19 protein-coding genes are annotated in these 24,210 nt (G+C 69.2%); 10 read left to right on the forward strand and 9 right to left on the reverse strand.

The features are described from left to right. The first annotated feature begins 104 nt into the window (after window positions 1–104). A complete protein-coding gene (locus ATL45_RS05945) occupies window positions 105–1,349 on the forward strand; it encodes a cation:proton antiporter domain-containing protein (protein ID WP_093150069.1) in 1,245 nt (414 codons plus the stop codon). Window positions 1,350–1,421: 72 nt separating this feature from the next. Here ATL45_RS05945 and ATL45_RS05950 read toward each other — a convergent pair whose 3' ends face one another. Beyond that, window positions 1,422–2,429, reverse strand: a complete 1,008-nt coding sequence (locus ATL45_RS05950) for a radical SAM protein (RefSeq protein WP_170210169.1) — start codon at window positions 2,427–2,429, stop codon at window positions 1,422–1,424. Window positions 2,430–2,723: 294 nt separating this feature from the next. Here ATL45_RS05950 and ATL45_RS05955 point away from each other — a divergent pair, with 294 nt between their 5' ends. From ATL45_RS05955 to ATL45_RS05965, 3 genes are all read left to right on the forward strand, one after another. Beyond that, on the forward strand, window positions 2,724–3,197 hold the full coding sequence (locus ATL45_RS05955) for a carboxymuconolactone decarboxylase family protein (protein WP_093150060.1): 474 nt from the start codon (window positions 2,724–2,726) through the stop codon (window positions 3,195–3,197). 172 nt (window positions 3,198–3,369) lie between these two features. Continuing rightward, window positions 3,370–4,158, forward strand: a complete 789-nt coding sequence (locus ATL45_RS05960; protein ID WP_093150056.1) for a class I SAM-dependent methyltransferase — start codon at window positions 3,370–3,372, stop codon at window positions 4,156–4,158. A 40-nt stretch (window positions 4,159–4,198) separates the two neighbouring features. Continuing rightward, window positions 4,199–5,470, forward strand: coding sequence for a DegT/DnrJ/EryC1/StrS family aminotransferase (locus ATL45_RS05965; RefSeq protein WP_093150052.1), 1,272 nt, complete (start codon window positions 4,199–4,201; stop codon window positions 5,468–5,470). Between the two features lie 55 nt (window positions 5,471–5,525). Here the strand turns inward: ATL45_RS05965 and ATL45_RS05970 are convergent, their stop codons facing one another. Then, window positions 5,526–6,974, reverse strand: a complete 1,449-nt coding sequence (locus tag ATL45_RS05970) for an MFS transporter (protein ID WP_211841186.1) — start codon at window positions 6,972–6,974, stop codon at window positions 5,526–5,528. Window positions 6,975–7,145: 171 nt separating this feature from the next. Here ATL45_RS05970 and ATL45_RS05975 point away from each other — a divergent pair, with 171 nt between their 5' ends. Both ATL45_RS05975 and ATL45_RS05980 read left to right on the forward strand, forming a co-directional pair. Then, window positions 7,146–8,237, forward strand: a complete 1,092-nt coding sequence (locus ATL45_RS05975) for a radical SAM protein (protein ID WP_170210170.1) — start codon at window positions 7,146–7,148, stop codon at window positions 8,235–8,237. A 90-nt stretch (window positions 8,238–8,327) separates the two neighbouring features. Next, window positions 8,328–9,593 (forward strand): glycosyltransferase family 4 protein, encoded by a 1,266-nt coding sequence (locus ATL45_RS05980; RefSeq protein ID WP_143121594.1) that lies wholly within the window; start codon window positions 8,328–8,330, stop codon window positions 9,591–9,593. 1 nt (window position 9,594) lies between these two features. Here the strand turns inward: ATL45_RS05980 and ATL45_RS05985 are convergent, their stop codons facing one another. Genes ATL45_RS05985 through ATL45_RS05995 form a run of 3 tightly spaced genes read right to left on the reverse strand, consistent with a single transcriptional unit; the run spans window position 9,595 to window position 12,520 of the window. Continuing rightward, window positions 9,595–10,596 (reverse strand): zinc-dependent alcohol dehydrogenase, encoded by a 1,002-nt coding sequence (locus ATL45_RS05985; protein WP_170210171.1) that lies wholly within the window; start codon window positions 10,594–10,596, stop codon window positions 9,595–9,597. Between the two features lie 2 nt (window positions 10,597–10,598). After that, window positions 10,599–11,345, reverse strand: a complete 747-nt coding sequence (locus ATL45_RS05990) for a TylF/MycF/NovP-related O-methyltransferase (RefSeq protein ID WP_093150038.1) — start codon at window positions 11,343–11,345, stop codon at window positions 10,599–10,601. Between the two features lie 2 nt (window positions 11,346–11,347). Then, the gene (locus ATL45_RS05995; RefSeq protein WP_093150034.1) at window positions 11,348–12,520 is read right to left on the reverse strand and encodes a radical SAM protein; all 1,173 of its coding nucleotides are present in this window, start codon (window positions 12,518–12,520) and stop codon (window positions 11,348–11,350) included. Window positions 12,521–13,113: 593 nt separating this feature from the next. Between ATL45_RS05995 and ATL45_RS39505 the strand changes: the two genes are divergently transcribed. Further along, a complete protein-coding gene (locus ATL45_RS39505) occupies window positions 13,114–14,319 on the forward strand; it encodes a 2-deoxy-scyllo-inosose synthase (protein WP_093150030.1) in 1,206 nt (401 codons plus the stop codon). After that, window positions 14,316–15,932 (forward strand): FAD-dependent oxidoreductase, encoded by a 1,617-nt coding sequence (locus ATL45_RS06005; RefSeq protein ID WP_170210173.1) that lies wholly within the window; start codon window positions 14,316–14,318, stop codon window positions 15,930–15,932. The genes ATL45_RS39505 and ATL45_RS06005 overlap by 4 nt, the downstream gene beginning before the upstream one ends. 10 nt (window positions 15,933–15,942) lie before the next feature. Here the strand turns inward: ATL45_RS06005 and ATL45_RS06010 are convergent, their stop codons facing one another. After that, window positions 15,943–16,839 (reverse strand): hypothetical protein, encoded by an 897-nt coding sequence (locus tag ATL45_RS06010; protein WP_093150021.1) that lies wholly within the window; start codon window positions 16,837–16,839, stop codon window positions 15,943–15,945. A gap of 37 nt (window positions 16,840–16,876) precedes the next feature. Beyond that, window positions 16,877–18,688, reverse strand: a complete 1,812-nt coding sequence (locus ATL45_RS06015) for an FHA domain-containing protein (RefSeq protein WP_143121593.1) — start codon at window positions 18,686–18,688, stop codon at window positions 16,877–16,879. A gap of 513 nt (window positions 18,689–19,201) precedes the next feature. Here ATL45_RS06015 and ATL45_RS06020 point away from each other — a divergent pair. After that, window positions 19,202–20,644 carry an NAD(P)/FAD-dependent oxidoreductase gene (locus ATL45_RS06020; protein WP_211841187.1) on the forward strand — a complete coding sequence of 481 codons (1,443 nt, stop codon included), beginning with the start codon at window positions 19,202–19,204 and terminating at the stop codon, window positions 20,642–20,644. A 59-nt stretch (window positions 20,645–20,703) separates the two neighbouring features. Here ATL45_RS06020 and ATL45_RS06025 read toward each other — a convergent pair whose 3' ends face one another. Next, window positions 20,704–22,578 (reverse strand): B12-binding domain-containing radical SAM protein, encoded by a 1,875-nt coding sequence (locus ATL45_RS06025; RefSeq protein ID WP_093150009.1) that lies wholly within the window; start codon window positions 22,576–22,578, stop codon window positions 20,704–20,706. Window positions 22,579–23,107: 529 nt separating this feature from the next. Between ATL45_RS06025 and ATL45_RS06030 the strand changes: the two genes are divergently transcribed. Beyond that, window positions 23,108–23,539, forward strand: coding sequence for a PPOX class F420-dependent oxidoreductase (locus tag ATL45_RS06030; protein ID WP_093150006.1), 432 nt, complete (start codon window positions 23,108–23,110; stop codon window positions 23,537–23,539). A 53-nt stretch (window positions 23,540–23,592) separates the two neighbouring features. Here ATL45_RS06030 and ATL45_RS06035 read toward each other — a convergent pair whose 3' ends face one another. Beyond that, the gene (locus ATL45_RS06035) at window positions 23,593–24,150 is read right to left on the reverse strand and encodes a dihydrofolate reductase family protein (RefSeq protein WP_093150002.1); all 558 of its coding nucleotides are present in this window, start codon (window positions 24,148–24,150) and stop codon (window positions 23,593–23,595) included. Between the last annotated feature and the right edge of the window lie 60 nt (window positions 24,151–24,210).

The raw sequence follows: 24,210 nt of genomic DNA on the forward strand, positions 1-24,210 counted from the left end.
TGGACCGAATCCAAAACACCCCGGTGACCGGCCAGAACGCCCGTTGCCGCGGGCCCGTCCGCCTGCCCACCGAAGAAACCTTGTTGCCAAAGGGAATGGTGCCTATGGAAACTCATCAGATCATCACTCTGCTCGTCGGGCTGGCGCTGATCATCGCGCTGGCCCGTTTGCTGGGTGCACTTTTCCGCCGTTTGGGGCAGCCGAGCGTGATCGGTGAGGTCCTGGCCGGCATTCTGGTCGGACCGACGTTGTTCGACGGCGCGGTGAGCGACGCGCTCTTCCCCACCGACACCCGCCCCCTGCTGTGGGCCCTGGCGAACATCGGGGTCGCCCTGTTCATGTTCGTCGTGGGCCTGGAACTGGATCAGCGCCTGCTCCGGGCAAGCGCCCGCACCGCCACCGCGGTGTCACTCGCCTCCACTGTGGTCCCCTTCGCGCTGGGCGCGGCGCTGGCGTCCTTCCTGCTGACCCGCCACCCCACCGAGAACCCGGTCGTCTTCGTCCTCTTCCTGGGCACGTCCATGGCGGTGACCGCCTTCCCCGTGCTGGCGCGGATCCTGACCGACCTGCGCATGACCCGCACGCCGCTGGGCACGCTGGCGATGACCACCGCCGCCATCGGCGACCTGCTCGCGTGGCTGCTGCTGGCCTGCGTGCTGGCGCTGGCCGGGGCAGGCGGGGCGAACCCGTGGATGATCGCGCTGCTCGTCCCCTACACCGCCGTGATGCTCTGGGTGGTGCGCCCGCTGCTGCGCCGGGTCTTCGCCACGACGAAGGACCTCACCCCCACCGTGCTCGCCGTGGTCTCCGCAGGTGCCCTGCTCTCCGGTGCGGCGACCGAGTGGATGGGCCTGCACCTGATCTTCGGCGCGTTCGTGTTCGGCCTGGCCATCCCCCGCGACGGCACGGAGGTGCTGCGCGAGCAGTTGCACGACCGGATCGCCGGGTTCAACTCCGTCCTGCTGCTCCCCGTGTTCTTCATCGTGGCCGGTCTGAAGGTCGACCTGTCCGCAGTGGACCTCGCCGGGTTCGGCGAGCTGCTGCTGATCCTCCTGGTCGCGATCGGCGGCAAGGTCGGCGGCACGTTCGCCGCCGCGCGGTTGCGCGGAATCGAGGGCAGGCAGTCGATCGCGCTGGCATTTCTGATGAACACGCGCGGCCTGACCGAGCTGATCGTGCTCAACGTGGGACTGCTGCTGGGCATCATCGACGAGCGCCTCTACACCCTGCTCGTAGTGATGGCGGTGGTGACCACGGCGCTGACCGGCCCGCTGCTGCGCTTGATCAATCCGGCCACCGGTGACCGTTCGGTTGCCGCCGAGGACTTCATCTCCGGCGGCCGCCGCTGAGCACCGCGCTCCGGCCGCTGTGAGGCAGGAGCCCGGTGAGCCCGGCAGCGGGCTCCCCGGGCTCTCGTCGACTCAGAGCGATGCCAGCGGTTTCGGCAGCAGCTGGTCGATCCGGGACATCGTCCGCTCATCGCGGAAGACGTCGATGTAGTAGTCGATCACCGAGTAGTAGCGGCGCTCCGAGAAGGTCTGCCGGTAGTACTCGCCCACCTCGTCGTCCTCGCGCAGCATGGTGTGCAGCGCCGGGTGCGGGTTGTCATAGAGGAACTGGAGCACCGCGGACTCCCGCTCGGCGCGCAGGATGTCCTCGAAGGGCTGCTCGTAGAAGTTGCCGAGGAAGAACGGGGTGTCCCGGAACTTCGCGTTGGTGTAGTTCATGTTGCAGGTGCTGACCACGTGCCCGTGCGGGTTCACCCCGAGGTGGACGCTGAAGCAGTCGTCGATGTCGTCCGGGACGCGCATCGTGTAGAGCTTCTTGAGCTCGCCCATCGTCTCTTCGCTGTTGCCGGTGGTCTGCAGCCCGTCGAAGAAGAAGACCTCGTTCTCCAGGTCCATCTCCCGCTGGATCCGCGCGTCGGTCTCGGTCTCCGCGGAGTAGAAGTAGTTCAGCTCGTAGGCGACGTCGAGTTCCTGGCAGGCGGCCCGGGCGTTCATCACGCGCTCCAGCGGCACGTACTTGAGGTGGTAGGCGCTGGCGCTCGGGAAGATGGCCTGCACGCCGGCCGCCTTCAGGTCGGCGACGACGCCGCGCGCCCGGTCGGGCGTGCGCGCCCAGTAGGCGTTGGTGTTGAGGCAGACGTAGTAGCCGAGGTCGCGTGCCGCGCTGGCGACCTCCATGACCTCTTTGGGATGTAACATCGCCTCGCCGCCGGAGAGGTCTAAGAAGCTCTTCCCGTGCTCGGCACCGAGGCGCAATATCTCCTTGGCCGTGGCGGGATCCAGCTTCGCCCGGCGCTTCGGGCTCGACTCCACGAGGCAGTGGTCGCACGCCGCGTTGCAGCTGAACGTGTAGATCATGTAGATCTTGGACCGCTCTGCGTGGTCGTAGCAGACGCCGGTCTTGGGGTAGTACTGAGCCATGCGGAACCCTCCAGTGGTGTTGAGTTCAACGAACTCGGGTGAAGACTCGGGTGCTCTGGAAGCGGATTCGCCGCTCCGGCGGCGGCAGGAACCTGTCCACTGCGCTGCATCGCCGCGGGAACCAGCCGATGCTCCGGCCCGCCCGGGGCACGTCGAACGCATCATAGGTAGGCGCGGATTGACCGGTCAACCACGGCGAAACCCGGGATTTGACAGGAAGAACCGTGCGACCGCGGCGATACCTGGGGTAGAGTTCGAGCAGTCGCAAATCCCTGAACCAATGGGAGTTCTTGCATGCCCGACAACACCGCAGACCCGAACTTAGCCTGGACCTTCCGGCTAGCGGTGGACAATCTCGCGCCCAGCATCAGCAAGGCCATGGACGCCTTCGACGCCGAGCTCGACAAGGTCACGCTGGAAGATTCACTGCTGGAACTCGTCCGGATCCGCGCATCGCAGATCAACGGCTGCGCCTACTGCGTCGACGAGCACAGCCGCGAGGCCCACACCAACGGCGAGAGCGAGCGGCGGCTGTTCTGCCTCCCCGCGTGGCGGGAGGTGCCGCTGTTCAGCAAGCGCGAGCGGGCGGCCCTGGAACTCACCGAGGCCATGACCAGGCTGAGCGAAGGACCGGTCGAGGACGAGCTGTTCTCCCGGGTTTCCGCCGAGTTCACAGACGTCGAGATGGCCGAGCTGATCTGGACGATCGCCGGCATCAACGTCTGGAACCGCATCGCCGCCACCGCACGGCCCTGGCCGTTCGCCTGAGCTCGGGCTATTTCTCCGCGCGCCCCGGAAAGCGGGCGTGACACCTGATCCGCCGAACAGCGGATCAGGGCATCTCCTTCCCGCCACCCCGGATGCTCACCGGGGTGGCGCGTGCTCACCGCATTCCTCGAGGGGACGTGCTGGAACAGTGGATTCGTCATATCAGGCTGCCGTGGCGCACCGCGGCCTCGCGATGTCCGAAGAAGAGGTGTTCGCCGATTTCCTCGGTCGCGTGGACCTCTCCGGTGCGGTGGTGGCGGAGATCGGCGGGGCATTCCCGACCGAACTCATCGAGCAGCGCGGCGTCGCCCGGTGGTATTCCGTGGACCCGAACCGGGAAGCGGCGCGATCCGGTGTCCGCGAGGTGATCGCGGTGCCCGCCGAGGAGATGCCGCTGCCGGATTCGAGCGCCGACGCGGTGTTCTCCTGCAACGCCTTCCAGTTCCTCGACATCGGGCGGACCCTGCTGCAGGCCGCGCGGGTGCTCAAGCCCGGCGGGCTGCTCTACTCGCACTTCGGCCCGATCTGGAGCGCCGTCGACGGGCACCAGCTGGAGTACGTCAGCTACCAGGGGCGCGACCTGGCGTTCTGGCGCGACACGCTGCTTCCGCCGTGGGCCCACCTGGCCTACGACCGCGAGGAGCTGCGGGAGCTGCTGCGGTCCGGGATGCCCGAGGACTTGGCGGACCTCCTGGTGTGGCACGTGCACGACAGCACCACCATCAACCGGTCGTTCTTCGAGGACTACCTGGACGCGGCAGTGCGCAGCGGGCTGCAGTGGTGCGAGGTCTCCGCGTCGGAGCACCTGGACTACGAGATCGCCACGCCCGAACTGGATTCCGCGCTGCTCCGCGAAGTCGCCCCGAACCAGCTGGCCGCGGATCTGACGCGGGAACGCGGTCGCCCCACCAGCGTCGGCATCCGCGACGTGCTGATGGTCCTGCGCAAACCCGCGGCATGACGGGCCGCCCGAGCCGCACAACTGCTACGTGAGGAGAAGCATGAGCCAACTCGCCGTCCTCGGTGGAACTCCGGTGCGGCAGGACCGCGCCTGGCCGGGCTGGCCGCAGTACGACGCGGAGACCGAGCGTTCGCTGGTGGCCGCCCTGCGGTCGCGCCGCTGGGCGATCAGCTGGGCCAGCGACGGCTCGCGGGCGCGGGAGCGGCTCTTCGCCGAGGAGTTCGCCCGCTACAACGAGATCGCGCACTGCGTCAGCGTGGACCACGGTTCCAGCGCGCTGGTGGTGGCCCTGGAAGCGCTCGACATCGGCCCCGGCGACGAGGTCATCGTGCCGGTCATGACCTGGGTGGCGCCGGTGACGGCGGTGCTGCGGGTCGGCGCGCTGCCGGTGCTGGTGGACGTCGACCCGGAAACCGGCTGCATCACCCCGGACGCCATCCGCGCGGCGGTCTCCGACCGCACCAAGGCGGTGATCGTGGTGCACCTGGCGTGCACGGTCGCCGACCTCGACGGCATCCAGCAGGTCGTCGCCGACACCGGCATCGAGCTGATCGAGGACTGCGCGCAGGCGCACGGAGCGCGGTGGCGCGGCCGCCCGGTGGGGACGTTCGGTTCGGTCGGGGCGTTCAGCTTCCAGGTCGGGAAGGTGCTCGCCGGCGGCGAGGGCGGTGCCGTGATCACCGCCGACGAGCGGCTGTACCGGCGGGCCCAGCAGCTGCGCGCCGACTCCCGGCGCTACCGCGACCAGGAGGTCGTCGCGGGCGAGGAGGAGCTCGTCGAGAGCGGTGAGGTGATGGGCGGCAACTACTGCATGTCGGAGCTGACCGCCGCGGTGCTGCTCGACCAGCTGCCCCGCCTCGACGCGCAGCACGAGCACCGCGAGAAGACCGCGCAGGTGCTGGAGGCCGGGCTCGCGGAACTGGGCGACTTCGGCCCGATCCCGCTGCCGGAACAGGCCGACAAGCGGTCGGTCTACGAGTACGGGATCCGGTTCCGGCCGGGCACCTTCGGCGACGCCTCGGTGGAGCGGGTGGCGCAGGCCGTGAGCGCCGAGCTCGGCATGGCGCTGTGGCCGCCGGACCTGCCGCTGCACCGCAGCGTGATGCTCAACCCGCACACCAAGCGGCGGTTCGCCTCGGTTTGGGACGACGCGGGCCGGGAGCGCGCGTTGGGCCGCGACTTCAGCGGTTCGGAGAAGTACCGCGAGACCACGCTGATCTTCCACCACAAGGCGCTGCTCGGTGGCGCCGAGGACGCCGAGGACCTGGTCCGGGCGGTGGCGAAGGTCCGCGACCACCACGCGGAGCTCTAGCGACGAGCCAAGCGCCGCCTCCGTCCGCAGTGGACGGAGGCGGCTCTTCTTCTGCTCAGCCCGCGGTCTCGGCGACCGGCTCGGGTGCTGCCTTGGACACCCGTCGCAGCAGCGTGATCACGCCGATCAGGCACAGCACGATGAACCCGGTGGTGATGCCGAATGCGAGCTGGTACCCGCTGGTGAGGGCCACCACGTCCGGCTCACCGGCGGCGCGCAGGTTCTGGGTGTGCAGCGTGGAGAACACCGCCAGCACCGAGACGCCGAGCGCGCCACCGATCTGCTGCATGGTGTTGAACAGCCCGCCCGCGAGGCCCGAGTCGACGGGCGGCACGTCGGACATCGCCAGCGCGGTGAGCGCCGGGACGACCAGGCCACCACCGGCGCCGAGCAGCAGCATCGACGGCAGGAAGTCCACCACGAAGGTGCCGTCCACCGGGACGCGGGCGAGCAGCCCGAGCCCGACCGCGACCGGGATCAGCCCGGCGATCAGCACCTGGCGCTCACCGAAGCGGGCGTTGAGCTTGGCGGCGAAGCCGAGGGTGACCACTGCGGTGACCGCGGTCATCGGCAGGAACGTCAGGCCGATCTGCATCGGGTTGTACCCCAGCACCAGCTGGAGGTAGAGGGCGCTGACGAAGAACATCCCGAAAGCGGCGGCGACGTAGAGGATCTGCAGCCCGTTGGTCGCCGAGAAGTTGCGCGAGCGGAACAGGCGCAGCGGCAGCAGCGGGTTGCTCACCTTCGACTGGCGGACCAGGAACACCGCGAGCAGCACGACCGCGAGCAGGGCAGGCCCCCACGAGTAGGGCGAGCTCCAGCCCCGCTCGGTGGACCCCACGATGCTGTAGACGCCGATCATCAGCCCGGCGGTGACCATCGCCGCGCCGAGGAAGTCGGTGCCGCCGGACAGGCCCAGTCCCTCGTCGTCGTCGAGGACCCGCACCGCCAGCAGAACCCCGGCGATGCCGATGGGCACATTGATGAAGAACGCCCAGTGCCAACCGAAAGCATCGGTGAGCACGCCACCCAGCACCAGGCCCACCGCACCGGCTCCGCTGAGCACGAAGCTGAAGATCGCGAACGCCTTGCCCAGTTCCTTCGGGTCGGAGAACATCGTGGTGATCTTGCCGAGGATCACGCCCGCGGCGAGCGCACCGCCGACGCCCTGCACGAACCGCGCGCCGATCAGCATCGCCTGCGTGGTGGCCAGCCCGCAGAGCGCGGAGGCGAGGGTGAAGGCCACCAGCCCGACCAGGAACATGCGCTTGCGCCCGACGAGGTCGCCCAGCCGCCCGGCCAGCAGCAGCAGTCCGCCGAACGGGACGACGAATGCGTTGACCACCCACGTCAGGTCGGCCTGGGCGAATCCCAGCTGGGCCTGGATGGTGGGCAGCGCGACGTTCACCACCGTGCCGTCGGTGATGATCATGAACATACCGGCGCACAGCACGGCGAGCCCGAACCAGCGCGAGCGCTGCGCGGGCGGGTTGGATTGATTCACGCTGGTTCCTCCAGCTTGATGTTCGACCGAGACGAACCACGACGATATACCGCCGCCCGGTTCTGCGGACGCGGATTTCGAGAATACGATCGCGGATTCCCTTGCGGGGAAACGAATCCGCGCTCGTGCGATCTCCCGGAACACTTGTCGGCCACGCCCCGGTGGCTTAGTGTGAACAGTGGCGCCAGCTGGGGATTCTGGTGCGCCAGCTGGGGATTTTCTTTCACAACCGCACCGTCGAACCACGAGGTGGCCATGGCCGGTCTGGACCAAACTACCGAAGCGATTTGGGACAGGTTTCCCGCGCACGAACGATTAGCCATCAACTACACGCTCACCTGCAACCTGTCCTGCGCGCACTGCATCGTCGAATCGAGTCCGCAACGCCGTGAACGCCTCACCTCCGACGAGGTCCACTCGGCACTCCGCAGCGGATGGCGGTCCGGCAAGAAGCACGTCACCTTCAGCGGCGGCGAGGTCTTCCTGTTCCCCGAGGAGATGTGCGAGATCATCGCCTTCGCCCGGGAACTCGGGTACGTCGTCGACGTCGAGAGCAACGCGTTCTGGGCCCGCGACGACCGGCTGGCCAAGGTCAAGCTGGCGCCGTTCGTCGAGGCGGGGATCTCCGGCATCGCCTTCAGCGCCGACGCCTACCACGTGGAGTCCTTCCCGGTTCAGCGCACCATCAACGCGGCGCGCGCGGCGCGCTCGTTCGGACTCCTCACCGAGATCAACTTCTGCCCGTCCCAGGACCGGCGCACCGACGAGGAGATCATCGCCGCGCTGACCGAAGCCGGCGAACCGTTCCTGCGCAACGAACTGCTCGACCGCGGCCGGGGTGCCGACCTCATTCCGATCGGAATTCGCCGTCCCGTCGAGGATCTCCAGGACTGCGACAGCCTGACCACCACGGTGCACGCCACCGGCGACGTCTTCGCGTGCTGCGAACTGGACGTCAGCACCGACGCGATGAAGCGCACACCGGTATTCCTCGGCTCCATTCGGACCAATGGCGATTCAGCCGATCAGCAGGCCGAGCGGGAAAGACTGGTCACCGGTTTCTACGATCCGGAATCACCGATCTACTTCCGCAAGATGGTCCGCGAACACCCCGCATTCCAGGAATTCGCCGAGGACCGGTACCGCAACATCTGCGAGTTCTGCATGCGCGTGCTCGGCGCCCCGGAGCGCGTTGCCGCGCTGTCCGCGGTGCTCGCCGAGAACTCGGCGCACGCGGTCGGTGCCGAGCGCGCCGCCGACTGACCTCGGCCCACGTTCCGTCCCATTCCCGCCGAGGCCGACGCCGCTCCCCCGCGTTCGTCCGCCGTTGGAATTCCCAGGAGAACACCACTCGTGAAAGAGGAATCGAGGCGCCGCGCACCTCGCGTGCTGCGGCTGAGCCCGCACTTCTACTGGCCGCAGCTCGCCGAGACCTCGTGGCCGGTGAAGTTCGACGCGATCGGCGGCATGCAGTCCCAGATCTACCGGTTGACCAAGGCGCTGGATGATCTCGGGGTCGAGCAGGTGGTGCTGACCCTCGACATCCCCGGGACACCGCCGCGCTGGCGGATCTCCGACCACACCGAGGTGCGCGGCGTGCGCGTGCCGGTGCTGCCGCTGCGCTCCCGGATTCGCGGCATGGTCGACCTGAACCTGTCGTGGGCGCTCGGCGTGGTCCGCCACCTCGTGAAGCACCGGAAGCGCCCGGACCTGATCCACGTGCACTGCAGCGGCGTGATCATCCCGCCGCTGCTCGGCTGGGTGCTGTGCCGCGTGCTGCGCGTGCCCCTGGTGCTGACCATCCACTGCTCGATCATCGTCACCTACCACCCGATGAACGCGCTGGACCGGATGCTGCAGCCGCTCGCCCGGTGGATCGAGCGGCAGGCCATCCGGGCCGCGACCCGCACCATCACCCTCACCCCGCGCACCGTGCCGGTGCTCACCAAAGCCGCCGGACGCCCCGCGTCGTCCTTCGCGGTGCTGCCGGACGTCATCGACGCGGCGGGCTTCGCCGCGGCGGCCACGCCCGATGCGGTGGCGGACGTGCGGCAGCGGTGGTCGGTCCCGTCCGACCGCGCGGTGGTCGGCTACATCGGACGGCTCGCCAGGGAGAAGGGCTGGCCGATCATCATCGACATCGCCGAGGAACTGCGCGACGAACCGGTGCACTGGTTGATCTGCGGCGACGGCAACGAGCGCGACCTGTTCGAGAAGGAAGTGGCGCAGCGCGGCCTGACCGACCGCTTCACCATCACCGGCTACGTGCCCAACGAGGAGGTCCCGGCGGCGATGCGGGTCATGGACCTGATGCTGATGGCACCGCTGCACGAGGAGTTCGGCAGCGTGATGCTGGAGGCGATGGCGGTCGGGCTGCCGATCGTCGCCGTCGGAGTCGGCGGTGTGGCCAACGTGCTCGACGACGGCGAGCTCGGCTGGCTGGTGCCCGAGCGCACGCCGGCGGCTTTCGCCAAGGGCATCCGGGCCGCGCTGGACGATCCGCAGTGGCGGGCCAAAACGGCGGAGCGGGCGCGGCAGGCGGTGCTCGAGCGGTACGACCTCGACCAGGTCGCGCGTCGTACCGCCGAGCTCTACGACGAAGTGCTGAGCGAGCGCTGAATCACTCGGCGCCGGAGGTGAAAACGCTTCGGAGCGGGGCGTTTTCACCCCGGTCGTCCAGCACCGAGCCGTACTCCTGGAACGGCAGCGGCTCGCTCAGCAGCGGACCCAGCCGGACCGCCCCGCTGGTCACGACCTCCAACGCCCGGTCGAGCTGACCGTAGCCGGAGAGCACGCCGTGCACCGAGAGCTCCCGCAGCATCGCGGTGCTGGGCTCGTAGTTCGTCGCGTCCTCACCGGAATACCCGACGAGCACGTAGGACCCGCCGGGCCTGGTCGCCCGCAACCCCTGCGGGAAGACGTCGGCGACCCCGGTGGCGTCGAAGACGATCTCCGGCTGGTCCTCGTCCCAGTCCCGCAGCGCGGTGTCGGTGGACAACCCGAGTTCCGCGGCGACCGCGCGCCGCGGCTGCCCCGGTTCGACGACCCGGACCGACTTCGCTCCCTCCACGACGGCGAGCTGCCCGACCAGCAGGCCGATCGTGCCGCCGCCGATGACCCCGACCGCGCGCCCCTCGAGCGCGGGAGCCCGCTCCACGGCGTGCAGCGCCACGCAGAGAGGCTCGAGCAGGCAGCCCTCCGCGCCGGACAACTCCTCCGGCAGCACCCGGAGGTTGGCAGCGGGAATGCAGAAGAAGTCGGCGAACGCACCGGGCCTGGTGAACGCCACCTCATCGAGGTCCTCGCACAGGTTCGGCTTCTGCTCCGCGCAGCGCGCACACGCCCCGCACGGCGTGATGCCGTCGCCGACCACCCGCGCGCCGACCAGTTCCGGCCGGCTGGGAGCTTCCACCACCCGGCCGGTCCACTCGTGCCCCGGGATCACCGGGTACTCGGCGTCGTGCAGGGTTCCGCGCAGCAACCGGATGTCGGTGCCGCACACCGCCACGTGCGTCGTGGCGACCAGCGCCTCGCCGGCGGCCGGAACGGGGCGCGGCACCTGCTCCAGCGCGTGCTCCTGCGGTCCGCGCACCACCAGCGCCTGCATCAGCGGCTCGGTCATCATCACCTCTCGTCCGGGTTGGGGCTGTCGCCGAGCCGGTGCACGAAGAACGCGCGACCGTGCCAGCCGTAGCGCAGGAACTCGCTGTAGTCGTAGAAGCCGTCGGTGCGGGCGAAGCACTCGCGCATCGCGCGGCGCATCCCGAACCGCGGGTTGGCCCGGTTGCAGTTGTAGTCGTCGAGCAGCAGCACCGCCCCGTCGGGCAGCAGCCGGTTGCCCAGCAGGTGGTCGAGCACCTGGACCGACGAGGCGTACAGGTCGCAGTCCAGGTTGGCGATCGCGACGGGCTCGGTGAGCGGGTGCGAGACCAGCGTGTCCTCGAACATGCCCCGCACCACCGACCAGCCGCTGTCACCGAACCTGCGGGCGAGCTCGGCGCGCAGCAGCTCCTCGGTGCCGGGCGGCGAGGCGTCCTCGTGCTCCGCCCAGTAGCCGCTGTCGGAGACCTCGTAGGAGATGGCGTCGACCACGTCGGTGCTCTTCGGGAAGCCCTCGAAGGAGTCGTACACGTGCAGGCCGCGGTCGAATATCTTGGCGTAGAACTCGGTTTCCGCGTCGAACTCGACCATCAGGTCGGCCAGCAGCAGCGTGCTGAAGCCCTCGAAGCAGCCGAATTCCACCACCGAGCCCGGGATGTGGCTGCCGTATACGTACTCGAAGGCGCAGCGGAACGCCTCACCGTAGATCTCGGTCGCCCGACGCTGGTCCAGGTATGTCGCGTTGGTGACCTGATCAGCAGTGCGGTTCATGTTCACTTCTCCACAACGGCGGGTTCGATGGTGTACAGGGCGGGATCGACTTCGATGTCCATGTTCAGCTCGCAGCACCGGTAGCACACCGGCGCCAGGCCTTTCTTGATCTGCTCGCGCATCTGGCGGTAGGTGTCACCGTGCCAGACCTCGCTCAGGCTCGACCCCTTGATCGAGCCCATCACCGTGTCGGCGAACGTGGTGCAGCTGATGACCTGCCCGTTCGGCAGCAAGGTGCTCTGCGCCCAGAGCTTGGTGCAGGTGGTCTCCCGGACCGTCCGGTGCCAGTCCGGGGTGAAGAACTTGGCCTTCTCCTCGTTGCCGTAGCGGGTCGGGGCGATCAGCACGTCGACCGAGTCCGACATGCTCTCCGTCTCGTCGAAGATCTCGCGCAGCCGGACCAGGTCCATGTCCGCGTGCTGGTGCTCGTTGCAGTAGCCCGCCCAGGACAGGAACGGCTGCCCGGTGACCGGTTCGAACGCCGGCCGCGAGCGCCACCCCTCGTCCTTGGTGAAGTAGCTCGCCAGACCGACGGTCAGCTCCGGGATCTCCATCCGCTCGCACAGCCGCACCATCTCCGGCAGCGAGGTGTAGTTCATGCCGGTCACCACGAAGTTCAGCGCGATCTTCGGGCCGCCGCGGGTGGCCGCGGCGCGCTGGAGGGCCTCGATCCCGGCGATGGCGCGCTCGTAGGACTTCCGGCCGCGGATCGGGTTGTTGATCTCGGCGGTGGGGCCGTCCAGGGAGACGTAGACGACGTCGATCCCGCTGTCGGCCAGCTCGTCGGCCATGCGCGTCAGGAGAGTTCCGTTGGTGCTCATGTCCAGCACGCCGCCCGGTAACCGCTCCTTGGCGATCCGGCATAACTCGACGATCTTCGGATGCATCAGCGGCTCGCCGCCCATGATCGCGATGTTCGCCGGGTCACCCGCCCCCGAGTTCGCGGCCAGCTCGTCGACGATGCCGGTCCACATCTCGGTGCTGATCTGCTCGCGCTTGACCTCTTCCAGCCAGGTGCTCTCGCTCGCGGAGTCACCGTACATCCAGCATTCGCGGCAGGTCAGATTGCAAGCCCAGTTGACGAAAACGGTGACATAACGAGGAACGCGCTGCAGCAAAGGCAAATGGACCATGGATGTGCCTCCAAATGGCCGATGACGGTCCCGGCCGCGCATCGGTCGTTGAACATTCGACGTTTTGATCGGTCAACTGGCGACCAAGTTTCGGAAGTACTTCAACCTGCCGTGCCCCCATCCCGACGATCAGGCCCACCACCGGGAAAAGCGATCCGTTGGCCGGAACAACTAATCCACCTTTGCGCACCCTTTCTCGCCCGAGACGCAGGAATACAACGGCATGTCGCTGCTCGCGACGACGTGAAGGACAACAGGCAGACTCAACCGATCCCCCAGCTGGACAGCCGGCTCCGCGTCCCCATCCCGCTGCACCGGCATCCACCGCCGCATCGCCGAATGCGGGACGACCGGCTCATCCGCCTAAGCCAACCTAACCGCTGCTGTGGCGGGTGTCCACAAGTTCTTCCGCACTCGGGCGAGGAAACCGCGACGCATCGGCGAAGTCGCAGCGCACCTGCCGACTTCGCGAAAACAGGTGTGAAACCGGCGTTTCGGTGGTTAATGTTGCGCATGTCGCCGCGACCACGGCCAACGCCGGTTCGCCGAGCGACGGCTTCCGGCAAACGATCAGCGGGAAGAATTCCCCCAGGCCCAGCGGCCACGGGCGGGGATGGCCTGATGGGAGATGATCAGTGGCAGCTTCGGACAGTTCGACTCGGGACACCGACCACCTGTGGCAGTCCCGGCTCGTCCGGATCGGCGAGGCCGAATACCCCTACCACTACGGGGTCGACTGCCTCGACGAGATCGGGCGGGAGTTGTCCACAATGGACGCCGACCGGTTCGTCGTGGTCACCGACGACACCGTCCTCGCGCTGCACGGCGAGGCCCTGCTCTCCCGGCTCCGACCGCTCGGACCGGTCGAGGTGTACAGCGGGCCGCCGGGCGAATCGCTCAAGTCGCCGTCGAACCTGACCGAGTGCGCCGAGTTCTGCCTGGCCAAGGGCGCCACCCGGCGCACCGTCATCGTCGCCTTCGGCGGCGGCGTCCCCGGCAACCTGGCCGGGCTCGTCGCCGCGCTGCTGTTCCGGGGCATCCGGCTCGTGCACGTCCCGACCACCACGGTCGCCGCGATGGACTCGACGCTGTCGATCAAGCAGGCCATCAACAGCAGCCTGGGCAAGAACCACCTGGGCACCTACCACCCGCCCGACGCGGTGTTCACCGACGTCCGGCTGCTGGCCACCCTGCCCGAGCGGGAGCTCCGCTCCGGGCTGTGCGAGGCGGCGAAGAACTGCCTGGCGATCCGCCCGGAGGCGATGTCCCACCTGCGCGCCGTGGTGGACGAGGACCGCCTGTCCGACGCGGACTCGATGCTCTGGCTGCTGGAGGAGAGCATCGCGGCCAAGACGGAGGTGACCGCGGACGACACCGAGGAGCGGCGCAGGGGCCTGGTGCTCGAGTACGGGCACACCGTGGGCCACGCGGTCGAGCTGGCCGACCACCGGCGGCGCGGTGCGGAAGGCCTCTCGCACGGCGCGGCCATCGCGTTCGGCATGGTCGTCGCCGCACACCTGTCCCGGCGTCTCGGCTGGCTGACCGACGCCGACGTCGCGCTGCACGAGGAGACCGCCGCCGCGCTCGGCGCTCCCACCAGAACGCCGGAATGGCTGTCCATCAGCGAGATCATGACCGTGGTCCGCGACGACAACAAGCGCGGTTACCTGCCGCCGTCACCCGGTTCGCTGCCGCTGGTGCTGCTGCGGCAGCTCGGCGTGCCCGCCGGTGCGCCCGATCTCCCGCTGGTCATGGTGCGCCTCGACGAGGTCGAGTCCGTGCTGCACGAGCTCATGTCCGCGCCTGCGGCACTCCGCACCACCCCGGCGGTGGTGCGGTGACGCGCCCGCAGCCCGACTACGGTCCGGCACCGAGCGAGAGCGATCTCGCCGGCGAGTACGACGTGTGCGTGGTCGGCAGCGGCGCGGCCGGAGCGACGGCGGCCTGGCTGCTCGCCCGGGCCGGGCTGTCGGTCGCGGTGGTGGAGCAGGGCGCGCACGTCACCGGTGCCACCTCCTACGGCAGCGTGCTGGCCGCGGCCGAAGCCGCCTGGGTCCGGCAGGAGAACGACACCTGGGCCAAGGTCGGCTACCCGTGGACGACGTGCAACGTCGGCGGCGGCACGGTCTTCTACGGCGGCGTGCTGTTCCGGAACCGGCCCGTCGACTTCGACCCGGAGACCGTGCTGGGCCGCGCCGAGCTGCCGCTGCGGTGGCCGTGGGACCCGTCCGAACTGGACCCCTACTACGCGGTGGTGGAGGACATCTCCGGTGTCGCCGGTGATGCCGACGCGGACCCGACGCTGCCGCCGCGCGGCCGGCCGTACCCGTTGCCCGCGGTACCGGTGACCGACGACGGTGCCGCGCTCCGCACCGCGGCGGTGGACCTGGGCTGGCAGCCCTTCCCCACCCCGCTGGCGGTGAACACCCGCGCCTACGCCGGTCAATCCCAGTGCACCGCGGACGCTCCGTGCATCTGCCAGCGCTGCCCCATCGGGGCCAAGGGCGACAGCGCCTCGCGCTTCCTGTTCCCCGCGGTCGACCACGGAGCGCGGTTGTTCGCCGGGCTCAAGGCCGTTCGGCTGCTGCCCGGCGCGGGACGGCAGGCCGCCGCGCTGGAGTGCGTGCGGATGGACACCGGACAGCGCTACGAGTTCCGCGCACGCCAATTCCTGCTGTGCGCCAACGCGGTCCAGACCGCGGCGCTGCTGCTGCGGTCGACCACCGATCGCCACCCGCAGGGCATGGGCAACACCCACGACCTCGTCGGCCGCGGCTTGTGCTTCAAGCTCGGCGAGTACCTGATCGGGTACCGGTACCTGGGCGGATCGGGCCGACCGGACAGCGAAGTGGCCGGGCTTGGGCCGTTCTCCACCTTCGCGGTGGCCGACCACTACCAGGACCCGGCCGCGCCCGGCGGGCTCGGCGGGCTGCTCTACGAGGCCCGGCCGATGCGTTCCTTCCGCAAGCGCACCACCGAGCAGTTCATCCGGATCGAGGCGCTGGTGCCCGACGAACCCCAGCTGGCGAACCGCGTCCAGCTCGGCTCCGGGACCGACGCGCACGGCGTGCCCGACGTGGTGATGGACTACCAGGCGCACCCGCGCGACCTGGCCCGCCTGGACCACGTCCTGGCCAAGGGCACCGAGCTGCTCACCGCCGCGGGCTGCACGCAGGTGACCCGGGAGCCGTCCGGATGGGCGCTGGGCAGCGGGCACCTGCACGGCACGTGCCGGATGGGCACCGACCCGGCGACCAGCGTGACGGACCCGGACGGACGTCTCCACGACACCGAGAACGTCTACGTGGGAGACGGAGCGCTGCTCCCGTACCCGGGCGGGGCCAACCCGACGCTGACCATCCAGGCGGTCGCGCTGCGGATGGCCCGCCGGCTGCTCGCCGAGCGGTTCGGCATCACCGCGCCGCTGGTCGCCGAACCGGCGATGACCGGCTGAGCGGACCGGTTCAGCCCGCGTCGACCGGCTGCCAGCGCGCACCGAGGTAGTCGGCGACGCCGGGCAGCGGGCACATCGCGTACCGGTGGCAGCGACCCTCCACTCGCACGCACCGCGTCGGGCTGCCCAGCCTCTCCGGGAGGTCCCGGTAGACGCGGCGGACCACGTGACCGTTCGCGGACTCCTCCGGTTCCAGGTCGAATCGGAGGAGTCCGAGTTCGCGCAGGCCGGGTTCGCGGCGGGCCCAGGCGAGCACCGCGCCGAACATGATCTGGATCCAGTAGCGCTGGAACGTGCGCCGCAGCACCGGAACGTGGTCGCGGTAGCGGTCGTCGGGACCGCGCACCTCGACCTCGTCGCCGATCCGCACCTCGGTCTCCCCGCCACGCCCCTGGAACAGGTAGGTGTACCGGACCGCGAGGTCGCTCTGCACTCCCGCCAGGTACAGCGCCGAGTCGTGGTGGACGCCGTAGGCGTAACCGAGGAAGCCCGGGCGGCCGGCGTCCATGAAGTTCCAGTCAGCGGCTTCGAACATCCCCTGCGGCAGCAGGGTTTCGTCGTCGAGGTAGCACCGCAGGGTGACCGGCCTGCCGAACCTCGGGAACCGGTCGCCCTGCACGTCGTCGCAGGTGCCCGCCATCGCCACGACCGAGAACGGCACGCCGCGGTAGCGGAACCGCACCGGATCGGCCAGCGGTGCGGTCTCGTTGAAGGAGCGCAGCAGGCGCCCCAGCGGGATTCCCATGCTCGCCGCGATGTCCTCGCGCGGGGTCGGGTCGGTGAGCCACCGGGTCAGCAGCTCCCGGCGGTCGGCCAGCACCGGGTTGTCGTAGACCCAGTCCCGCAGGAAGTCCGCGTCCGGCGGGGTGACCACGTCCGCGCACGAGTGGACGTAGCTGTCGAGCATGGGATTGCCCTCCACGGGTTTTCGTTGCCGGGTGCGCTCAGCTCTCGACCAGCATGGCGTCCGCTTCGCGCTTCGCCGGAGCGGGCGGATCGGAGGCGGCGGCCTTGGCCGGGACGGGCGCCCGCCCGGCCCGCTGCTTCCGGCGCTGCTCCGGATGGAGCGGGTGCGGCGGCCGCAGCGGCTGGGTGCCGAGCCGTCCGATGTGGACGATCAGCCGGTTCCAGTCGGCGAGGTCCAGCGACACCAGGAAGTCCCGGTGCTCGCGGGCGGCCTCCATCAGCTCGAAGCACTCCGGCTCGAACTCGCGCGGGTTGGCCATGCTGAACTCGACCGCGCTGACCCGGATCCACTCCTCGGTGTCGACGCGAATGCCCTCGGCGAGCCGGCGAATCGCGCGGCCCGGCACCACGCCGTGCCGCCGGTCGATCCAGTACCGCAGCACCCGGGCGCTGTGGCAGATCATCCCGGTCACGGACACGCCGTTGTTCAGGAAGTGCCCGGTGCCGAAGGTGTTGCTCGCGACGATCCCGTTGACCGCGACCTGGGCGTCGACGCCGATGCGCGCGGCGACGGTGACCAGCTTCGGGCCGTAGAACGTGTTGATCCCGGTCAGCTTCTTCCGGGGCATCTCCAGCAGTTCCTCGGCGTGGTCGAAGAAGAAGTCGTAGAGCAGCTGCTGGTAGGCGGCGAAGTAGTCGGGCGATTCCCGATCGGTCCCCGCCGGCAGCACGCCTTCCTCTACCGGGTCGAAGGACTTGAACGCGGGAACCTGGAGCATGATCCAGCCGACCTCGGGGTCGTCCTCCTGCCCGATGGCCATCTGGCGCACCCAGTACTCGTCGCCGTCCTCGTCGAAGACCGTGGTGATCCGCCGTCGCGACCGGCCCTCGACGAAGGTGTTCAGCAGGCAGGCCACGTAGTCGGACTGCGCCGGAACCGGCCCGCGCCCGTCGCCGTAGTCGATGCCGACCGGATTGGACCGGAAGCCCAGCTTCGCGGCGTCGTCGCTGTCGACGCCCTGCGCGATCGAGAACAGCTCCGGCACGCCGAGGTCGATCGGCTCGGTGCCGGGCTGCCGCCGGTAGATGAACTTCTGCTTGTAGTCCAGCTCCTGCACGGCCTCGATGATCACGCGCCGCCTGCCGTCGGGCTCCTCGACGAAGCCGCCGTCGGGCACCACCTGGTGGTGGGTGAACAGCCGGACGCGCGGTGCGCCCGAATCCTTGGCCAGGTCCATCTCCTCGATGGTTTCGAGGTAGCGGCGCAGCAGGATCAGCAGTTCGGTCGCGGGCAGCTGGAACGGGAACTCGCCGCAGAGGATCTTGGCCACGTCGGACCGGATGCTGCTCGGGTCCGGCGTGACCGGCACCTCCGCTGGCGGTTGCACGGTGACCACCCGCTGCGGGCGGCCGCCGACCCAGCGGTCGTCGATGTGCTCGACGTGCTCGAGCCTGCCCGCCAGGCAGCCGCTCGCCTCGAAGCCGCTCACGATCTCGTCGGCGAAGACGCTCTTGGCCTCGGCTTCCGGGTCGTAGAAGCACGGGGCCAGCCGGAACACCCGGCCGTCGCGGAAGCGGGGCAGGCCCTCCTCGCCGTAGGTCCGCAGCATCAGGCTGTCGATCAGCCCCAGCTGGTGGAAGGTGTCCGCGGCGATGTTCCAGGACTCGCCGGGAGGCGGGTCACCGCGCCGCTCCACCCCCACCGCGCGGCCACCCATGGCGACGGTCCACAGCATCGACATCATGTTGGTCGCGCCCAGGCCGAGCGCCAGGAAGTCCGGGTCCGCCACGCCGCGCAGGTCGTCCCAATCGGCGAACACGCGTTGATCGGTCAAGTGCGAAAGGGGCATAGGCTACCTCCTGATCGCGCGATCGTCCATTGTAGACCTCAATGCGAAAGAGACCGGGAACGGACGGAAGTCACGGAGCGATGATACCCGCTGGTGGGCCGGAAAAGCCCGGTTTCACAGCAACAACCGACGGTCACCGCCGATTCCGCTGAGTCACGGAGCAACGCGGTGGCCCCGCCCCGGCGCGGTCGGTCCCGCGCGCGGCGCGGACGCCCGACCGGGAAACCCCGCTGTCCACCTCACACCACTATGACGAGCGGGCGCGGGCGATGGTTCCCGCATTCCCGCGAAATTTCCGCCGAATCCGCGGCGATGCGGTTTTCCCGGGAGAGCGCGGGATTCTCCGTCATACGTGTGGACGCACCCCGACCAAGCGGCTACCGTGTCCGCAACACGCCTCGCTGATCGACGGGCGAGGACAGCTGCGCACGGCTGGGGTGCGAGTGCGCGGCTCTTCACACTCTCCTTCCTCCGAGGACGCAGATGCCAATTTCAGCGACCGGTAACACTTCGGTGCCCGCCACCGATCAGGCTTTCGACGTCATCGTCATCGGCAACGGTGCCCTGGGGCTGTCACTCGGCCTCGTGCTAGCCCGCCGCGGCACGAAGGTCGCGGTCGTCGGTGAAGCGCGGCGCCCGTGGGCGGCTTCGGCCGCGGCGGGTGCCATGAACGGCTGCTTCGGCGAGGTGACACCGGATCTGATGGCCAGCGCCCACGGCCGGGCCAAGCTCGCCATGGACGTGCGCGCCACCGAGATGTGGAACTCGTGGGAGCAGCTGCTCGTCGAGGAATCCGACGAGACAGCAATCCGCAGCGCGCACGGCACGGTGGTCATCCTGAACTCGATCGGCGTGCCGCAGATCGACAACGGCGGCTACACCGCGATCCGCCAGGCGCTCGACGAGTACAAGGAACCGTACGAGGACCTCGATCCGGAGGCCATCGACTGGCTGGAACCGGCCCCGACCTCCCGCCCGCTCCAGGCGATGTTCATCCCGGGTGAGCACGCCGTGAACCCGCCGGCGCTGCTGCGCGCGCTGGCCACCGCTTTCAGCCGGGCCGGTGGTGTGCTGGTCGACGAGCTCATCACCGAACTGCGGATCTCCGGCGATCGAATCGACGGCGTCTCCCTCGCCTCCGGCGCGGCGCTCTCCGCCCCGGACGTGGTCGTCGCGGCCGGCGCCAATTCGCACAACCTGCTCTCGGCGCTGCCCGCCGAACTGCGCAACCGGATTCCCGGGATGGTCGCGGGCAACGGCGTTTCGCTGCTGGTCGAGACCGAAGGCGGCAGCACACCGCGCAGCGTCATCCGCACGCCCAACCGGTCCTTCGCCTGCGGCCTGCACGTGGTGCCCCGCGCGCAGGGCCAGATCTACCTCGGCGCCACCAACGTGGTCAGCCCGAAGATGCGCACCACGGCGGCGATCGACGAGCTGAACCTGCTCCTGGCCTGCACCCGGCAGTTGCGCACCGACCTCGTTTCGGGCCGCATCGAGCAGATCCAGGTGGGCAACCGGCCGGTCCCGCTGGACGGCTTCCCGCTGCTGGGCGAGGCGGGCGTGGCCGGGCTGTGGTTGATGACCGGGACCTACCGCGACGGCCTGCACCAGTCGCCGATGCTGGCGCACGAGTTCGCCGCGCGGCTCCTCGGCGAGCCGTACAACACCGAACTGGACGTCTTCACCCCGGTGCGCAACCCGATCGAGGCCATGAGCCGCGAGCAGACCGTGGAGACCGCGGTCATCCACACGCTCGCGACCGGTTACGAGTTCAACTGGGTGGTCCCGGACGACTGGCCGCCGCTGATCGAGGAGCAGCTGCGCGACATGTTCAGCAAGCTGCTCGACGAGATCGACCCGGAGTTCACGCCGCCGCCGGAGATGCTGGCCTCGATGGAGCCCGAGATCCACGACGCGCTGCGCACCTACTACGCGGCCTGCCGCGCCGCGTCCTGATCGACGAGCGGAAGGAGGGCGAGGGCCGGTCGACCGGCCCTCGCCCTCCTCGTGCGCGTTCAGTCCGCGGTCAGCGGTTCCGGCTGCTCATCGCGCGCTTCGGCCACCGCGTCCCGCAGCTCGGCCAGGAACACCTTGTGGATGTCGGTGAACACCGGCGCGACCTGGTCGGTGACGAGGGTGAAGCGGCAGCGTCCCGCGCTGTCCTTGCCCGGCAGCTGCTGCGCCCGGTGCGGCACCCCGGTGTAGAGGCTCGCCGCGGCGGCCAGCACATCACCGGTGAACGTGCACAGGCCCTCGGGCTGCGGCTTGTCGGCGAGGTGCTGCATGGCGTCGAAGCAGCCCTCGGGGTGCACGGTGATCCGGTTGCCGTCCACCGCCACCGGAACCGCGGGCACCTCGAGCCCGCCGTCCGGGCCGAAGAGGTCCGTGCTGTGCGCGAGCAACCGGTCCAGGGCCTGGTCCAGCGGGAGCTCCGCGAGTTCCCGCCGGTGTTCGGTGCCTTCGAGGACGTACCTGGGCCACTGCGCCATCGCCTGGGTGCACACCCACGCCCAGTACAGCTCCTCCGGGCCGAGCTGGTCCGACCCGATGGCGAAGTTGAACTGGTCGTAGAGCGCCAGCTCGGTGTCGTGGGTGATCAGCCCGCTTCCCAGGCACTGCTGGAAGTCCGGGGATCCGGGGATGGGGTAGAACGGGTTGGTCCAGAACCGGACGCCGACGAGCATCAGGTTGATCGAGTCGCGGGCCAGTTCCGCGCAGCTCTGGCCGAGCAGCCCGACGATGAGCGACGCACCCACGTCGATTCCCTGGTCGGTGAACAGGTTCGCGCCGTTGTGCACCTTCTCCAGCGAGGTGAAGCCCTTGCGGATCTTGCGCAGGCGCGCCACGTCGGTGGTCTCCAGCCCGAGGAAGAGGCTGCGGAATCCGGCGCCGGCCATGTCCCGGACGAGTTCATCGTTCAACTTCACCACGGTCATGCCGTTGGGCAGGTGCAGTTCGATGTCCAGGCCGCGCCGCTGCACCGCCTGGCAGAGTTCGTGCACCCGCGGGATGTCGAAGGTGAAGTTGTCGTCCTCGATGAAGAACCGGCGGATTCCGTGTTCGTTGACGTAGTGCTCGATCTCCTGGATGACGTTCTCCGGCGCCCGGGTGCGGAATTTCTTGCCGACCGTGGCGTGGACGGTGCAGAACGAGCAGGAGAACGGGCAACCGCGACTGGTGATCAGCGTGGCCGTGGAGTCGTAGCTGGCCATGTCCAGCAGGTGCACCGCGGGCATCGGGAGCCCGTCGAGGTCTTCGAGGAAGGTCGCGCGCGGCTGCAGGTGGACGCGCGGGCCCGGCTCGGCGCAGTCGCACAGACCGGTGCCGCAGCGGTAGGCGACACCGGGCATCCCGGTCAGCGGTTCTCCGGCGACCAGGGCGCGCACGATGTCGACGACGTTGCTCTCCGCCTCCCCCAGCACCAGCGCGTCGAAGGCGGTCTCGGTGATGGCGTGGTGGTGCGCGACGGTCGGGTGCTGCCCGCCGAGGATGATCTTGGTGTCCGGCGAGATCTCCTTGACCAGGCGGGCGATCTGGTAAGCGGGCTCGTAGTACGGCGTGAACATGCACGAGACGCCGACGAGGTCGTAGTGCGTGGAGCGCAGCTTCTCGGTGATCCGCTCCCAGGTGGCTCCCCAGTGCACCAGGTGGCCCCACCGCGGGTGGGCGGCCAGCTTCGCGCGGTCCGCGTCGGTGTACTCCTCGGGCGGGACGACGTGGTTGTCCTCCGCGTAGGCCAGCGAGTCGAAGATGTCGACTTCCATGCCGGCCTCGCCCAGCTGGGCGGCCAAGTAGGCCAGTCCGATCGGCATGTGCCTGCCGATTTCCACCATGCAGGAACGGATCGGGGGTTTGATCAACAGGATGCGCACTTCGTCCCTCGTTTCCATGCTGGTTCCGGTCAGGCCGAACCCCCTGGCTCAGCAAGTGATCGGATAAGAAGTTCCCCTCGGGGCAGCGTAGAGAACGAAACATGCGCGATCAACGCCGTTTTCGAGAATTCGGGGCAGCCCATGGATTTTCGCGAAATCGCGCAGAGTACACGAATTCCCGGCCGCACAACTGGTCCGGATGCAGCAATCCACGGTGGATGGCGTCCGGAACCTAAGTGGACTGAAGAACATTTTCGCACGCTCGATGCGCGACCCCGGCAGACCGGCGGGAACGCTCGCGGCGACCCGGCGACGAGCAGGGCCGCGGTGAAATCACCGTTGGCCGCCGCGGTGCGCAGTCGATCTCATGTCGACCAGCGGCAGCGTCGCACGACAGTCGGCCCCCTAGCGCATTCCGCTTCCGGACTGCGGAACATCTCGTCCGCGAGACGGGTTCGGGTTATCGACACCTACCGAGCTCGACCGAGCGCAGCGGCGAGTGCTGAGCGATGGTCGAGCTGTTCCGCGCGCTTCCAGGAGGACGATCATGACCGCTTCCGCGTTCAACCCGCACGAGCTGCTCGCGGCGAGCCGGCTCGGCGTGCTCGCCACGATCAAGTCGAACGGCATGCCGCAGCTCTCCCCCGTCCAGCCCCACTACGACCAGCAGTCCGGAGTCCTGCGCGTCTCGACGACCGAGGGGCTGGCCAAGACCGCGAACCTGCGGCGGGACCCGCGGGCGGCGCTGGAGGTCACCAGCTCCGACGGGTACTCATGGGCCACCGCCGAAGGCCCGGTGACGCTGACCGGCCCGGGCACCGATCCGCACGGCCCCGAGGTCGAGGCCCTGGTGGACTACTACCGGGCAGCGGCGGGCGAGCACCCGGACTGGGCGGAGTACCGATCGGTGATGGTGGCCGACCGCCGGGTCCTCATCACCATGGCGGTCGAGCGCGTGTACGGCGCCACGATCCGCTGACCAGCGCGAACATCCACCTCCGGCGGCCGCCCGGCAGGCCGCCGGAGATCCCGCTACCGGACGGCGTAGGTGAGCTGGACCATGCCGTTGCTGAAGCGGCGTTCGCGCTGCAGGGAGAGGTCGAGCCGCAGGCCGTCGGGCAGGACCGGCGCACCGCCGCCGACGATGGCGGGGCAGATCAGGATCTCCACCACGTCGACCACGCCCAGGCGGAGCGCGCTGTGGGCCAGGGCCGGGCCTTCGACCGTCAGGTCGCCGGTCGCCTCTTCCCTCGCCTGCTCCACCACCTCGGCCGTCAGCTCCCGCTCCAGCCTGGTGCGCTTCGTCCAGACCTCGGTCAGCGTCTTCGAGAAGACGATCTTCTCCGCGGCCTGCCACGCGGTCGCCCACCGCGCCGATTCGGGCGTCTGGGCGGCGAAAGCGGGATCGGTCTCCCAGCCCGCCATCGTCTCGTACATCCGCCGCCCGTAGAGGTAGGTGCTCACCTCGCCGATGTCCGCGGTGAGCGCCGCGATGACCTCTTCGCCCGGGTACGCCCAGGAGAAGTCCCCCTGGGCGTCGGTGTTGTAGCCGTCCAGCGAGGAGGCGACCGAGTAGATGACGCGGGACATGGCGAGCCCTTCCTGCCGAGGTTCTCCGGAGTGGACCACGAGGAATGCCGAAACTAATCG

It is taken from the genome of Saccharopolyspora antimicrobica (genome assembly GCF_003635025.1).
GTDB classification, from domain to species: Bacteria; Actinomycetota; Actinomycetes; order Mycobacteriales; family Pseudonocardiaceae; genus Saccharopolyspora; species Saccharopolyspora antimicrobica.